Genomic DNA, 13,888 nt, shown 5'->3' with positions numbered 1-13,888 from the left:
GCTTCGCCCGCTATCGCTTCGTTGAACATGGCCGAATGCCCTTGGGCGTCGGCCGACCTCTCATGAAGAGACGGAACGATCAATGGCGCAACCATCCGCAATCACCATTCCGAAGGTCAGCCCGCAGGGCCGCGACATCGGCTTTGCCTTCGGCATCGTCGTCATCCTCTGCATCCTCTTCCTGCCCATCCCGCCCTTCCTGATCGACATGGGTCTCGCCTTCTCGATCGCGTTCTCGGTGCTGATCCTGATGGTCGCGCTGTGGATCCAGCGCCCGCTCGATTTCTCGTCATTCCCGACCATCCTGCTGATCTCGACGATGATCCGCCTGTCGCTCAACATCGCGACGACCCGCGTCATCCTTTCCAACGGTCATCAGGGGCATGAGGCCGCCGGCGGGGTGATCGCCGGCTTCTCCAGCCTTGTCATGTCCGGCGACTTCGTCATCGGTCTGATCGTCTTCATGATCCTGGTCACGGTCAACTTCATCGTCATCACCAAGGGCGCCACCCGCATCGCCGAAGTCGGCGCCCGCTTCACCCTCGATGCCATCCCCGGCAAGCAGATGTCGATCGATGCCGACCTGTCCGCCGGAATGATCGACGACAAGGAAGCCCAGCATCGCCGGCGTGAGCTCGAGCAGGAAAGCTCCTTCTTCGGCGCCATGGACGGTGCCTCGAAGTTCGTGCGCGGCGATGCGATCGCCGGCCTGATCATTACCGCCATCAACATCTTCGGCGGCATCATCATTGGCTATTTCCGCCATGGCATGGAGATCGGCGAAGCGGCCGACGTCTTCGTCAAGCTCTCCGTCGGTGACGGCATCGTCTCGCAGATCCCGGCGCTCATCGTCTCGCTCGCCGCCGGTCTTCTCGTCTCGCGCGGTGGCAATCCTGGCTCGACCGACCAGGCGGTGGTCAACCAGCTGAGCGGTTACCCGCGCGCGTTGTCGGTTGCCGCTTCGCTGATGGTCCTTCTGTCGATCGTGCCGGGTCTGCCGATGGTGCCTTTCCTGGCGCTCGGCGGCATCATGGCCTTCGGCAGCTGGTTCATTCCGCGCCAGATCGAGGCCGAGAACAAGGTCAAGCGCGAGCAGGAAGAGAAAAAGGTCATCCAGACCAAGGAGGCCGAAAAGGATTCGGTCAAATCCGTGCTCAAGACCGCCGAGATCGAACTGGCGCTCGGCAAGCTCGTCTCCACCCGGCTGCTCGGCGCCCACCAGGAGCTCGCCTTCCGCGTCGGCAAGATGCGCAAGAAATTCGCCAGCCAGTATGGCTTCGTCGTGCCCGAGATCAAGGTCACCGACGACATCGCCATCCAGGAAAAGTCCTACCAGATCCGCATTCATGGCACGACGGTCGCCTCCAACCAGCTGCGCGTCGGCGAAGTCCTGGTCGTCACCGGTTCCGGCCGCAAGCCCAAGGTGCCGGGCGACGAGATCCGCGAACCCGCCTTCGGCATGCCGGCGGTCTCGGTGCTCGAGACCTTCACCGAGGACCTGAAGCGCGAGGGCTTCCATCCGATCGACAATGTCTCGGTGGTGCTCACCCATGTGAGCGAGGTCATCCGCAACAACCTGCCGCAGCTTCTGTCCTACAAGGACGTCAAGATCCTGATCGACAGGCTCGATCCGGAATACAAGAAGCTCGCCGACGAGATCTGCTCGTCGCACATGTCCTATTCCGGTCTGCAGGCGGTGTTGAAGCTGCTGCTCGCCGAGCGCGTCTCGATCCGCAACCTGCATCTGATCCTCGAAGCGGTGGCAGAACTCGCGCCCCACGTACGCAAGACCGAGCAGATCGTCGAGCATGTGCGCGTGCGCATGGCCCAGCAGCTTTGCGGTGACCTGACCGACAACGGCGTGCTGCGTGTGCTGCGCCTCGGCTCGAAATGGGACCTCGTCTTCCACCAGGCGCTGAAGCGCGATGCCAAGGGCGAGATCGTCGAGTTCGACATCGATCCGCGCAGCCTTGAGGAGTTCTCCGAGCAGGCCAGCAAGGTAATCCGTGAATTCATGGACCGCGGCCTGCCTTTCGTGCTTGTCACGTCGCCGGAAACGCGCTCCTATGTGCGCATGATCATCGAGCGGCTGTTCGCTACCCTGCCGGTCCTGTCGCATGTCGAACTGGCCAAGGGCATCGAGATCAAGATCCTGGGCTCCATTTCATGATCACCGACCCCGAGGGGACAGTTCTGGCCATGTTCGTGGCCTTCTGCCGGATCGGCGCCTGCTTCATGGTGCTTCCGGGTTTCTCCTCGGCGCGTATTCCCGTCATGGTCCGGCTGCTGATGGCGGCGGCCGTTGCCATGGCCATCCTGCCGGTTCTGTGGGATACGATCTATCCGAAGGTGTCGGGCAGCGACTATGCCTATATCCACCTCGTCGTCGGCGAAACGCTGATCGGCACCATGTACGGCCTCATTCCCCGGCTCTATGTGCTGGGCCTGCAGTTCGCCGGCTCGGCGATCTCCATGTCGATCGGCTTCAACTCGCCGGGCGCACCGGACGTGATCGAGGATACGGCGGAAAACCAGCTGACCAACATGATCAGCTTCGGCGGCCTGCTGCTGCTGTTCATGCTGGATTTCCACCACGTCATCCTGCGGGCACTGATCGATTCCTACGGGCTGATGCCGCTCGGCGGATTTCCCGACGTGCAGAAGATGCTGATCACGCTGACCGACACGCTCGGCGCCACCTTCCTGCTGATGCTCAGGCTCGCCAGCCCGTTCATCATCTTCGGAATCATGTTCAATTTCTCCATAGGTCTGATCAACAAGCTCGCGCCGCAGATCCCGATCTACTTCATCTCGACGCCCTATCTGCTGATGGGCGGCCTGCTGCTGCTGTATTTCTCCATTGCCGCCATTGTCCGGCAGTTTGCCGACAATTTCGCCCGGATCTTTATCGGCTGAGAACGCCACGAGCCGCTTGCTGAAGGAGCGCCCATGGGGCCGACGAAGAAGTCCGAAAAGCTGAAACGCCTGGTCACGGTGCAGCGCCACATGGAGCGCATGGCCGAGAGCGACCTTGCCGTCACCGCCAAGCGCCGCGAGGAAAATGCCGCCTCGATGGCCACCGTCATGGAGGCGATCGGCTCGCTCGAACCCGTCCATCGCCTGTTCGCCCAGAACTATGCCGACCGCTTCGACCGTCTGTCCAATAGCGACAAACAACTCGCAAGCCTCCAATACGGCCAGGAGATCAAGCTCCTGCGCGAGCGCGCCAAGGGTGATCGGCTGGAGGAGCACATGAAGGACGCCCGGCTCCACGAGGATCGCGAGGCGGACGACAACGCGATCTACGATCTGGTCGACCTGCAGTTCGCCACGACAGCCTCCAGCAAGGTTCACGAGTGATACTCGTCACCTGAACAAACGTATCGGAGACCGGAACCGTGGCTATATCACCTCCGAGCGATCTCGTGCTGGACGTCGTCCGGGCCGCAGATCCGATGGTCCTGGCGGCAGCCCAGGAAAAACTGAAGACCAATCGCGCGGCTTTCGCCGCGACCAGCCTCGCCGAGAAGGGTGCCGGCTTCGGTGCCGCGGTCGAGGTGCTCAACAGTGCCGCCTTCGATGCCGGTCTCGGCAATGTCCAGAAGTCCTCAACCGCGGAGACGCCAAAGGTCTACCGTGACTTCGAGGCCGTCGTCCTGCAGAACTTCGTCAAGACGATGATGCCGGAGGACACCGAATCCGTCTACGGCAAGGGCAATGCCGGCGAAATCTGGAAGAGCATGATGGCCGAGCAGATCGGCGGGACGATCGCCGAAAGCGGCGGGGTCGGCATCGCCGACCAGATGTATTCCGAAGAACTGGCTCGCAAGCGCGGGGGCAATGTCGTCAACGCCGCCACCGATGAAACCGATCGGCGCGTGGCGTTCAACATGGTGACGGACCTTGAGCGTCGAACGCTCGGTGTCTCCGAAGCCGATGCCAAGACAGCATAACAACACTCATCCGGGGCAGGACCATGGAAATCATCAATAGCGATTATCGGATCAAGACGGTGCTCGGCCGCCTCGAGATGATCATCGACAACGAAAACCAGCGCATCGGCAAGGACCCGGAATTCGACCTCAAGGTGTCGAATGCCCACAAGAGCCGCTGCCTCTACGAACTGACCATGCTGTTTCGCGACACCGACCCGCGCGAACTCGCCGTCGGCTATGTCGAGCAGATGCACGCCTTGAAGAAAAAGCTGGCGATCAATGCCCGCCGCGTCGAGGCCCACATGAATGCCGTGCGCGCGGTGGCCGATCTCTTGAAGAACGCCGTGCGCGAAGCCGACGGTGACGGCACCTATTCCCAGGAACAGTTCCTGTACAGCGAGGTCTGATGGTCAAGATCCTGGCCGCCGGATTGTGGGTCTGCCTGGTCACGCTCGGCGCGGTCTATTTTTCCGTGCACATGGCGACGGCGCCTGCCGAAGTCAGCGAGGAGGACGCCAGAAAGGCGAAACTCGAACTGGTGCGCGGCGAGGCGATCACCATTCCGATGATCGCCGACGGCAGCGTGCGCGGCTATTTCCTCGGTCGCATCTCCTTCATGATGGACAAGGAAAAGATCAAGGGCGTCGAGCTGCCGCTCACCGAATTGATGACCGACGAGCTGTTCACGCTTTTGATCGGCAACAAGATGGTCGACATCTCCAACATGGCCGCCTTTGACGTCGCCGCGTTCCGGGAGAAGATCAAGACCGACATCAATGCCCATCTCGGCGAGGGCTTCGTCGAGGAAGTGCTGATCGAGCAGCTCGACTACATGTCCAAGGATGACGTGCGCGCGACCGGCGAGGGAACCGCCAAGCCGCCGGCCGAGCCGGTCAAGGTGATCGAGGGTGACGCTGTCGGGGAAGCAGCAAAACCGGCTCACTGACGTATCTCCCGCGAAAAAGACGACGGGCGGCGGGTCATCCGCCGCCGTTTTTTCGTTCGTCGGGAACTCCCTCCTGGTCTCCCCACGCGGTTGCACCGGGCAAGGTTAACGACCGGTCAATTGGTGCGCATGAATGCGACCGTTTCCTTTAAGTCGAACTTGATCTGCCGCTGATACAAGGCTTCGGTCACTCCTTGTATTGCGTGGTGTCATGCTGTTTCCAGTCGACGTTCTCCCCCTCCCGGCCTTTCACCGGGCTTTGCTGGCAGGCATTGCCGGCACACTCGCGGGTGGCTGGCCGCCGGCGGGCCAAGGCCAAGCCGCATCGGCCACGGGTCGGAGGCGATCATGAACCCGCAGCCCAGTCTCCCGCTGCCGGAGCCGCGTTTGCCTCTCTTTGGCATGCCGGTCTACGACCTCACCTGGGAAGGCGCACTTTCCTATGTGAACGAACTGGCGTCCCTGCCGCTCGGCCCGACCCACATGGCGTTTCTCAACGCGAACAATGCCAATCTGATGATGTCCAATCCGGACTATCGCAAGGCGCTCGCCCGCACCGTGCTGCTGCCCGACGGGATCGGTGTCGACCTTGCTTCGCGCCTGCTCAACGGCGAGCGGTTCATCGCCAACCTCAACGGCACGGATTTCATTCCCGCCATGCTGAGCTATATGGACACGCCCCGGCGGATCGGCCTGATCGGCGGGCGAGCGGACGTCCTGGCAAGGGCGGCGGTGAATTTCCGCAGGCATGCGCCCTGGCACGAATTCGTCGAGATATCCGACGGTTTCTTCGACAAGACCAACTGCGCGGGCGTGCTGGACGACCTCAAGGCCGCGCGGATCGACATTCTGCTGGTCGCCCTCGGCACCCCGCTGCAGGAGATCTGGATCGACCGCAATATTCGTCCGGAGCACGCCCGCCTCGTGATCGGCGTCGGGGCGCTGTTCGACTTCGTTTCGGGCGAGGTTCCGCGCGCGCCGCTGTGGATGCGCCACATCCGCTGCGAGTGGGTCTACCGGTTGTGGCTGGAGCCGAAGCGGCTTTGGTACCGTTACATCGTCGGCATTCCGGTGTTCCTCGGCCATGTCGCCCGCTTCAAGCTGTTCGGTCCGCCCCGCCATGCGGCCGGTGAAGACCCGCTTTCGAAGGGCCGCCGACGCACCGACAATCGTGTCGGACCGCGCAGCCGCCATGCCGCAACGCGCCAGGAGCCGACCAGCCGGCGCTATTCCTGATTGGCCGTCCTCGAGGGAGACGCATCCCTGGTGCCAGACCAAGGGAGGTTTGCCAGAGGTGCGGTTTCCCCTTGCAAAGCCCGTGCTTTTGACTCCATACGGCGGAGAGAGGCAATCAACCGCCAGGCAAGGCGGCTATGATGCCGGAAAACGCGAGCGAGGGATGCGATCGTGACAACGGTGATTGATGGCAAGCAGGCAGCCGCATCGGTGATCGAGGCGGTGACGGAGGCGGCGGCGACGCTGGAACGCGACACGGGGCGCAGGCCCGGCCTTGCGGTGGTGATCGTCGGCAATGACCCGGCCAGCCACGCCTATGTATCCTCCAAGAGCCGGATGGCCAAGCAGTGCGGCTTCAAGTCGGTGCAGCATACGCTTGCCGAGGAAACCAGCCAGGAAGTCCTGATGGCGCTGGTCGCCGAACTCAACGCCGATGCGGAAATCGACGGCGTGCTGGTGCAACTGCCGCTGCCCAGGCACCTCGATTCCGACGCCGTCATCCAGTCGATCCTGCCGGAAAAGGACGTCGATGGGCTGCATGTCGTCAATGCCGGCAAGCTCGCCACCGGCGATGCCGAGACCGGCCTCGTCTCCTGCACGCCGGCCGGCGCCATGATCCTGGTCCGCCAGATCCGCGGCCGCGATCTTTCCGGCCTGAACGCACTGGTGATCGGCCGTTCCAACCTGTTCGGCAAGCCCATGGCGCAGCTCCTGCTTGCTGCCAATGCTACCGTCACGATCGGTCATTCGAAGAGCCGCGATCTGCCGGCGCTCGCCCGCAATGCCGATATCCTGGTGGCCGCCGTCGGCCGCGCCGAAATGGTCAAGGCCGATTGGGTCAAGCCCGGCGCGACGGTGATCGACGTCGGTATCAACCGCGTACCGGCTCCGGACAAGGGCGAGGGCAAGACCCGGCTCGTCGGCGACGTTGCCTTTGCTGAATGTGCACCCGTCGCCGGCGCGATCAGCCCGGTCCCCGGAGGCGTCGGCCCGATGACCATCGCCATGCTGATGGCCAACACGGTGATCGCCGCCTACCGCGCCAATGGCAAGCCTGCGCCGAAATTCTGACGGTTTCCGTATCCGGTCGCGACGGGGTGCAGGGCGCCGGTTCAGGTCGGAGCCGGCCCTGTCGAGGCGCGGATCACCAGGTCGGTGGTCCACAGCTCGTGCGCCGGCGGCTGCGGCTGTGTCCGCTTGATCGCCGCGATCAGCCTGTGGGCGATGCGGATGCCGGCCGCCCGCAGCGACGAGCGGGTCGTCGTCAGCGGTATGGTGAAATGCTCCGGTTTCAGCAGCGGCAGCACGTCGTCATGGGCGATCAGCGATATGTCCTCGCCGAGCTTCAGTCCGGCGCGATTGATGGCGCGAACCGCGCCGAGCGCCAGCACAGTCGAGGCGCATAGAACCGCCGTCGGTCGATCCGGCTTCTCCAGCAGTTCCGCCATGCCGCGATATCCCGCTTCGTCGGTCATCGCCGTATGGCGCATCGAGCCTGGGTCCAGGTCGATACCCTTGTCCTTGAGCGCAGCCACGGTGCCGATCCTGCGGCGGATGGCGAAATCGAACTCTTCCGGTCCGTTCAGAAGCGCGAAGCGCCGGTGGCCGAGTTGCAGCAGGAGCCGAGCCGCATCGCGAAAGGCGCCCTCGTTGTCGACGTCGAGATAGGGAAAGTCATTGTCCGTGCCATAGGACCGGCCATGGACGATGAACGGGACGGGCAGGGATTTTGCCATGGCGATGCGCGTGTCCTTCTCCCGCATATAGGCGAGATAATACCCGTCGACGCTGCCGCTCGCCACCAGCCCGCGGATCGCCTGCTCCTCGTCGCGCGGCGAGGCTGGCATGATCACCAGATGGAAGTCGTGCCTGAGGGCCTCCTCGGCAAGCCCGCGCTGGAATTCGGCGAAATGCAGGTCGGAACTGTCGTTCGGCTCGATCGGCATGACGAGGCCGATCGAACCGGCCTTGCCGGTCGCCAGCCGCTGCGCCGCGCGGTTCGGCCGATAGCCGGTTTCCTTGGCAGCCTTCAAAACGCGCTGGCGCGTCTCTTCGCTCACTTCCGGATAGCCGTTGATCGCCCGACTGATCGTCGTCTGCGACAGGCCCAGCAATTCCGACAATTGCTTTAGGTTCACGGCTTGCTCCTCCCCGTCGTTCAGGATCGCCCGGCATGATACCGCCTCGCTGGCGTCCAAAGCGCTTGGAGTGCTTTTCTAGCAGCCGGGTTCGTCGCCACAAACAGGAAATTGGTCGAATGAATTGCAGTTGCCGAATTCTTCGCCGCTATGTTGCAAGCATTTGCGGCAATTTCCGAATTGTGCTTGACTCCCTTTCCAGGTCGGTGGGAAAACTAGCCCGCCAAAGCGCTTTGAATGAATGACTTTCAATCTGCGGGACGGGTTTTGTCCGTCCGCTATGTGATGGGAGGTAAATCACATGAAGAGACTTCTCCTGACGGCGGCTGCCACGGCACTGCTCGCCGGATCGGCGGGCGCCGCCGAACTCAAGTTCAAGCCCGGCGAGGACACCAAGTTCAACTGGGCGAGCTTCGAGGAGTTCAAGAAGGCCCATGGCGGTTCGAGCGGTCAGTCGGTGACCATTTTCGGGCCGTGGCGCGGCGAAGACCAGGCTCTCTTTGAGAGCATTCTCGCCTATTTCGAAGACGCCACCGGCATCGACGTCAAATATTCTTCCTCCGAGAACTACGAGCAGCAGATCGTCATCGACACCCAGGCCGGCAGCCCGCCGGACATCGCCATCCTGCCACAGCCGGGCCTGATCGCCGACCTCGCCTCCAAGGGTCATCTGGTGCCGCTCGGCGACGACGTGAAGACCTGGCTCCTCGAGAACTATGCGGCGGGCCAGTCCTGGGTCGACCTTGCCACCTACAAGGGCAAGGACGGCACGCCGGCCGTCTACGGCTTTCCCTACAAGATCGATGTGAAGTCGCTGGTCTGGTACGTGCCCGAGAACTTCGAGGATGCCGGCTACGAAGTGCCGAAGACCATGGAAGAGTTGAAGGCGCTGACCGAGAAGATCACCGCCGACGGCGGCACGCCATGGTGCATCGGCCTCGGCTCGGGCGGTGCCACCGGCTGGCCGGCCACCGACTGGGTGGAAGACCTGATGCTGCGCACGCAGCCGGCCGACGTTTATGACAAGTGGGTGTCGAACGAGATCAAGTTCGACGATCCGGCGGTTCTCGGCGCGATCGACGAGTTCGGCTGGTTCGCCAAGAACGACAAGTTCGTCGACGGCGGCGTCGCTGCCGTTTCCTCGACCGACTTCCGCGACAGCCCGAAGGGCCTCTTCGCCTCGCCGCCGAAGTGCTATCTGCACCACCAGGCCTCCTTCATTCCGTCCTTCTTCCCGGAAGGGACCGTGGTCGGTGAAGACGCGGATTTCTTTTACATGCCGCCCTACGAGTCCAAGGCAGACCTCGGCAATCCGGTGCTCGGCGCCGGCACGCTGGCGATGCTCACCAAGGACACCCCGGCTGCACGCGTCTTCTTCGAGTTCCTGAAGACCCCGATTGCCCATGAACTGTGGATGGCGCAGTCGAGCTTCCTCACGCCGTACAAAGCGGCCAACAAGGAAGCCTATGCCAATGCGCCGATGGCCAAGCAGGGCGAAATCCTGCTCAATGCCACGACCTTCCGCTTCGATGGTTCCGACCTGATGCCCGGCAAGATCGGCGCCGGCGCCTTCTGGACCGGCATGGTCGACTTCACCGGCGGCAAGTCGTCCGCCGATGTCGCGGCCGGTGTCCAGAAGGTCTGGGATTCGCTGAAGTAAACGTCCGCAACGCGACCCTTCGCCGGACACAGGTCCGGCGAGGCAACGATAGGAGCGGTTCTGCCGGCGGCTGTTTGCTGCCGCCGGCGAAGAGCCACCCGGGGAGGCGAGATTGGAACAGCTACTCTATGCCCTTTTGACCATCGTCATCGGCGTTGCCGGAGCGGTCGGCTATTTCTACGGCTCGAATCTTCTTCTCGACTGGATATTTCCCTCGAATATCGAGGATGCGGCTCAGGCGTCGCAGAACATTCACCGCGCCAACAGCATCCGCCCCTGGCTGTTCCTCGGGCCGGCGCTGGTGTCGCTGACGATCTACCTCGTCTATCCCTTCTTCTCCTCGGTCGCCTATTCGCTCTACGACCGCTCCGGCACCACCTTCGTCGGCCTCGTCAACTATCGCTGGATGTTCTTCGACGGCGAGTTCCGCCAGTCGATCTACAACAACATGCTGTGGCTGATCGTCGTGCCGGCCGCCTCCACGCTGTTCGGGCTGATCATCGCCGCGCTCACCGATCGCATCTGGTGGGGCAATATCGCCAAGTCGCTGATCTTCATGCCGATGGCGATCTCCTTTGTCGGCGCCTCGGTGATCTGGAAGTTCGTCTACGACTATCGCGACGTCGGCGCCGAACAGATCGGCATTCTCAACGCCATCGTCGTGGCGCTGGGCGGCGAGCCGCAGATCTGGATCACGCTGCCCTTCTGGAACAATTTCTTCCTCATGGTCATCCTCATCTGGATCCAGACCGGCTTTGCCATGGTGCTGCTGTCGGCGGCGCTGCGCGGCATTCCGGAAGAGACCATCGAGGCGGCGGTCATCGACGGCGCCAATCCCTGGCAGATCTTCATGAAGATCAAGGTGCCGCAGATCTGGGGCACGATCGCGGTGGTGTGGACCACCATCACCATCCTCGTCCTCAAGGTTTTCGACATCGTGCTCGCGATGACCAACGGTCAGTGGCAGACGCAGGTGCTGGCCAACCTGATGTTCGACTGGATGTTCCGCGGCGGCGGCGATTTCGGGCGCGGCGCCTCGATTGCCGTGGTTATCATGGTCATGGTCGTGCCGATCATGATCTGGAACATCCGCAACGCACGCCGCGAAATGGAGGGACGCTGACATGCACAAGGGCAGCATCCGCTCTCCGCTCACCTGGGCGGTTCACCTTTCCGTCCTTTTCCTCGTGGTCATCTGGACCCTGCCGACCGCCGGCCTGTTCATCTCGGCCTTGCGCGACAAGGACCAGATCGTCGCCTCCGGTTGGTGGACGGCGCTCTCGACCTCGACGCAGAACGCCATGTACCGGGCGCCCGGAGCCGAAAGCCAGGTCGAGGAAAACGGCGCCTTCGTCATTTCCGGCAACATCTTCGAAGGCGGCAAGGGCGTCGTCACGGCCTTCGGCACGTCGAGCCAGGACCCCGCCGCCTATGAGCCCGGCGCCACCGCCGAGCTGAAGGACGGCGAGAGGCTTACGGTTGCGGAGAGCGGCGATTTCCGCCTGACTTCGCCCAAGGCCTTCGAGGGCACGCGCGGCCAGCGCATCTTCTACACCGCGGGCATTCCGCCACGCTTCACGCTGGAAAACTACAAGACCGTGCTGACCGCCGAGGGCATCGGCAAGTCCTTCCTCAATTCGCTCACTGTCGCCGTCCCATCGACCATCATCCCGATCCTCGTTGCCGCCTTTGCGGCCTACGCTCTCGCCTGGATGAAGTTCCCCGGCCGGGCGATCATCCTCGCGGTCATCGTCGGCCTGCTCGTCGTGCCGCTGCAGATGTCGCTGATCCCGCTCCTGCGCATGTACAACAATGTCGGCGGCTTCTTCGGCGTGCCGTCCAAGACCTATCTCGGTATCTGGCTCGCCCATATGGGTTTCGGTCTGCCGCTCGCCATTTACCTGCTGCGCAACTATATCGCCGGCCTACCGCGCGAGATCATGGAATCGGCACGCGTCGACGGCGCTTCCGATTTCACCATCTTCATGAAGATCGTGCTGCCGCTCTCCTATCCGGCGCTCGCCTCCTTCGCCATCTTCCAGTTCCTGTGGACCTGGAACGATCTGCTGGTGGCCATGGTCTTCCTCGGCACCGGCGACAACGAACTCGTGCTGACCGGACGCCTGGTCAACCTGCTCGGTTCGCGCGGCGGCAAGTGGGAAATCCTCACCGCCTCCGCCTTCATCACCATCATCGTTCCGCTCCTCGTCTTCTTCACCCTGCAACGCTACCTCGTCCGCGGCCTGCTCGCGGGTTCGGTCAAGGGCGGTTGAGACGGCACGAATCTTACTGATTGCATCGACAAGGACTGACCATGACTGCAACGACCCAATCGACCTCCGCACCGGACAAGGACTGGTGGCGCGGCGCGGTGATCTACCAGATCTATCCGCGCTCCTATCAGGATTCCAACGGCGACGGCATCGGCGACCTGAAGGGCATCACCGCCCGTTTGCCGCATGTCGCAGCGCTCGGCGCCGACGCGATCTGGATCTCGCCCTTTTTCACCTCGCCGATGAAGGACTTTGGCTACGACGTGTCGAATTATGTCGACGTCGACCCGATGTTCGGCTCGCTCGCCGATTTCGACGCCATGATCGCCGAGGCGCACCGGCTCAACATAAAGGTGATGATCGATCTGGTGATCTCGCACACCTCGGACCAGCATGAATGGTTCGTCGAGAGCCGGTCGAGCCGCATCAATTCCAAGTCGGACTGGTATGTCTGGTCGGATCCGAAGCCCGACGGTACGCCGCCGAACAACTGGCTGTCGATCTTCGGCGGGTCTGCCTGGCATTGGGACCCGACGCGCATGCAGTATTACATGCACAACTTCCTGGCGTCGCAGCCGGACCTCAACATGCACAATCCGCAAGTCCAGAGTGCCGTGCTCGACGCGACGCGTTTCTGGCTCGAGCGCGGCGTCGACGGCTTCCGCCTCGACACGATCAACTTCTACTTCCACGACAAGCTCTTGCGCGACAATCCGGCGCTGGCGCCGGAGCGCCGCAATGCCTCGACCGCACCGGCGGTAAACCCTTACAATTTCCAGGAACACCTCTACGACAAGAACCAGCCGGAGAATCTCGAATTCCTCAAGCGCTTCCGCGCGCTGCTCGAGGAATATCCGGCGATTGCCGCCGTCGGCGAAGTCGGCGACAGCCAATACGGACTCGAGATCGTCGGCCAATATACGTCCGGCAACGACAAGATGCAGATGTGCTACGCCTTTGAATTCCTGGCGCCCGAGCCGCTGACGCCGAAGATCGTCGCCGAGACGCAGCAAGCCTTTGCCGCAGCGGCACCCGAAGGCTGGGCCTGCTGGGCCTTCTCGAACCATGACGTCGTGCGCCATGTCACCCGCTGGGGCGCCAGTGTCGCCGACCGCACGTCCTTCGCCAAGCAGATGGCGGCGATCCTCATGACCCAGCGCGGCTCGGTCTGCATCTACCAGGGCGAGGAACTGGGGCTGACCGAAGCCGATATCGCCTTCGAGGATCTGCAGGACCCTTACGGCATCCAGTTCTGGCCGGAATTCAAGGGCCGCGACGGTTGCCGCACGCCGATGGTCTGGGACAGCGCCGCCCAGCAGGCCGGCTTCTCGACGGCGACGAAGACCTGGTTGCCGATCCCGGTCGAGCACGCGATCAATGCGGTGAGCGTCCAGGAGGGCAAGGACGACAGCGTGCTGGAGCACTATCGCCGGTTTCTCGCCTTCCGCCGCGCCCATCCGGCACTGGTCAAGGGCGGCATGGAATTTCACACCATCGGCGAGACGGCGCTTGCCTATACCCGCACGCTGGCCAATGAAACCGTGCTTTGCGTCTTCAACATGAGCGCCGAGCCGGCGAGAATCCCGCTGCCGGAAGGCTCGTGGAACGTCCTGGAAGACCATGGTTTCACCAGCAAGATTGAAGATCACGCGGTCGAATTGCCGGCCTGGGGCGCATATTTCGCGCGTCACGCCTGATTG

Annotated in this window: 13 protein-coding genes; 12 read left to right on the top strand and 1 reads right to left on the bottom strand. The window is 62.7% G+C overall.

Annotation, left to right across the window (positions count from 1 at the left end; translation table 11 throughout):
• The first annotated feature begins 82 nt into the window (after positions 1-82).
• The 8 genes from flhA to folD all read left to right on the top strand — a co-directional run bounded on the left by flhA (position 83) and on the right by folD (position 7,188).
• The gene (flhA, locus tag DYZ14_RS13865) at positions 83-2,170 is read left to right on the top strand and encodes a flagellar biosynthesis protein FlhA (RefSeq protein ID WP_154721225.1); all 2,088 of its coding nucleotides are present in this window, start codon (positions 83-85) and stop codon (positions 2,168-2,170) included.
• Complete coding sequence (gene fliR / locus DYZ14_RS13860) at positions 2,167-2,916, top strand: flagellar biosynthetic protein FliR (protein ID WP_115668421.1); 750 nt, start codon at positions 2,167-2,169, stop codon at positions 2,914-2,916. Before flhA ends, fliR begins: the two co-directional genes overlap by 4 nt.
• Positions 2,917-2,949: 33 nt before the next feature.
• Positions 2,950-3,360 carry a hypothetical protein gene (locus DYZ14_RS13855; protein WP_154721224.1) on the top strand — a complete coding sequence of 137 codons (411 nt, stop codon included), beginning with the start codon at positions 2,950-2,952 and terminating at the stop codon, positions 3,358-3,360.
• Positions 3,361-3,398: 38 nt separating this feature from the next.
• Positions 3,399-3,953, top strand: a complete 555-nt coding sequence (locus DYZ14_RS13850; RefSeq protein WP_154721223.1) for a rod-binding protein — start codon at positions 3,399-3,401, stop codon at positions 3,951-3,953.
• Between the two features lie 23 nt (positions 3,954-3,976).
• A complete protein-coding gene (locus tag DYZ14_RS13845; protein WP_181903910.1) occupies positions 3,977-4,342 on the top strand; it encodes a hypothetical protein in 366 nt (121 codons plus the stop codon).
• On the top strand, positions 4,342-4,881 hold the full coding sequence (locus DYZ14_RS13840; RefSeq protein WP_115668417.1) for a flagellar basal body-associated FliL family protein: 540 nt from the start codon (positions 4,342-4,344) through the stop codon (positions 4,879-4,881). Before DYZ14_RS13845 ends, DYZ14_RS13840 begins: the two co-directional genes overlap by 1 nt.
• Positions 4,882-5,229: 348 nt before the next feature.
• Positions 5,230-6,117: a WecB/TagA/CpsF family glycosyltransferase gene (locus tag DYZ14_RS13835; RefSeq protein WP_154721222.1), complete on the top strand. Its 888-nt coding sequence runs from the start codon at positions 5,230-5,232 to the stop codon at positions 6,115-6,117.
• A 171-nt stretch (positions 6,118-6,288) separates the two neighbouring features.
• Positions 6,289-7,188, top strand: a complete 900-nt coding sequence (folD, locus tag DYZ14_RS13830) for a bifunctional methylenetetrahydrofolate dehydrogenase/methenyltetrahydrofolate cyclohydrolase FolD (RefSeq protein WP_154721221.1) — start codon at positions 6,289-6,291, stop codon at positions 7,186-7,188.
• A gap of 41 nt (positions 7,189-7,229) precedes the next feature.
• Here the strand turns inward: folD and DYZ14_RS13825 are convergent, their stop codons facing one another.
• A complete protein-coding gene (locus tag DYZ14_RS13825) occupies positions 7,230-8,255 on the bottom strand; it encodes a LacI family DNA-binding transcriptional regulator (protein WP_154721220.1) in 1,026 nt (341 codons plus the stop codon).
• A gap of 301 nt (positions 8,256-8,556) precedes the next feature.
• Between DYZ14_RS13825 and DYZ14_RS13820 the strand changes: the two genes are divergently transcribed.
• The 4 genes from DYZ14_RS13820 (at position 8,557) to bglA (ending at position 13,885) form a co-directional block, all read left to right on the top strand.
• Positions 8,557-9,915 carry an ABC transporter substrate-binding protein gene (locus DYZ14_RS13820; RefSeq protein ID WP_154721219.1) on the top strand — a complete coding sequence of 453 codons (1,359 nt, stop codon included), beginning with the start codon at positions 8,557-8,559 and terminating at the stop codon, positions 9,913-9,915.
• 112 nt (positions 9,916-10,027) lie between these two features.
• Positions 10,028-11,038: a carbohydrate ABC transporter permease gene (locus tag DYZ14_RS13815; protein WP_154721218.1), complete on the top strand. Its 1,011-nt coding sequence runs from the start codon at positions 10,028-10,030 to the stop codon at positions 11,036-11,038.
• Between the two features lies 1 nt (position 11,039).
• The gene (locus DYZ14_RS13810) at positions 11,040-12,188 is read left to right on the top strand and encodes a carbohydrate ABC transporter permease (protein ID WP_154721217.1); all 1,149 of its coding nucleotides are present in this window, start codon (positions 11,040-11,042) and stop codon (positions 12,186-12,188) included.
• 41 nt (positions 12,189-12,229) lie between these two features.
• A complete protein-coding gene (gene bglA, locus DYZ14_RS13805) occupies positions 12,230-13,885 on the top strand; it encodes a beta-galactosidase BglA (protein WP_154721216.1) in 1,656 nt (551 codons plus the stop codon).
• Positions 13,886-13,888: the final 3 nt, after the last annotated feature.

It is taken from the genome of Ciceribacter sp. T2.26MG-112.2, assembly GCF_900492205.1.
In the GTDB taxonomy this organism is placed as follows: Bacteria; Pseudomonadota; Alphaproteobacteria; order Rhizobiales; family Rhizobiaceae; genus Allorhizobium; species Allorhizobium naphthalenivorans_A.
The sequence above is the reverse complement of the archived record's forward strand: the minus strand, read 5'-3'. Positions and strand labels throughout refer to the sequence as shown.

Coding starts and splice junctions, on each gene's coding strand:
- DYZ14_RS13845 (WP_181903910.1), top strand. CDS start 3,977: ATGGAAATCATCAATAGCGATTATCGGATCAAGACGGTGCTCGGCCGC.
- DYZ14_RS13810 (WP_154721217.1), top strand. CDS start 11,040: ATGCACAAGGGCAGCATCCGCTCTCCGCTCACCTGGGCGGTTCACCTT.
- DYZ14_RS13820 (WP_154721219.1), top strand. CDS start 8,557: ATGAAGAGACTTCTCCTGACGGCGGCTGCCACGGCACTGCTCGCCGGA.
- DYZ14_RS13855 (WP_154721224.1), top strand. CDS start 2,950: ATGGGGCCGACGAAGAAGTCCGAAAAGCTGAAACGCCTGGTCACGGTG.
- flhA (WP_154721225.1), top strand. CDS start 83: ATGGCGCAACCATCCGCAATCACCATTCCGAAGGTCAGCCCGCAGGGC.
- bglA (WP_154721216.1), top strand. CDS start 12,230: ATGACTGCAACGACCCAATCGACCTCCGCACCGGACAAGGACTGGTGG.
- fliR (WP_115668421.1), top strand. CDS start 2,167: ATGATCACCGACCCCGAGGGGACAGTTCTGGCCATGTTCGTGGCCTTC.
- DYZ14_RS13840 (WP_115668417.1), top strand. CDS start 4,342: ATGGTCAAGATCCTGGCCGCCGGATTGTGGGTCTGCCTGGTCACGCTC.
- DYZ14_RS13835 (WP_154721222.1), top strand. CDS start 5,230: ATGAACCCGCAGCCCAGTCTCCCGCTGCCGGAGCCGCGTTTGCCTCTC.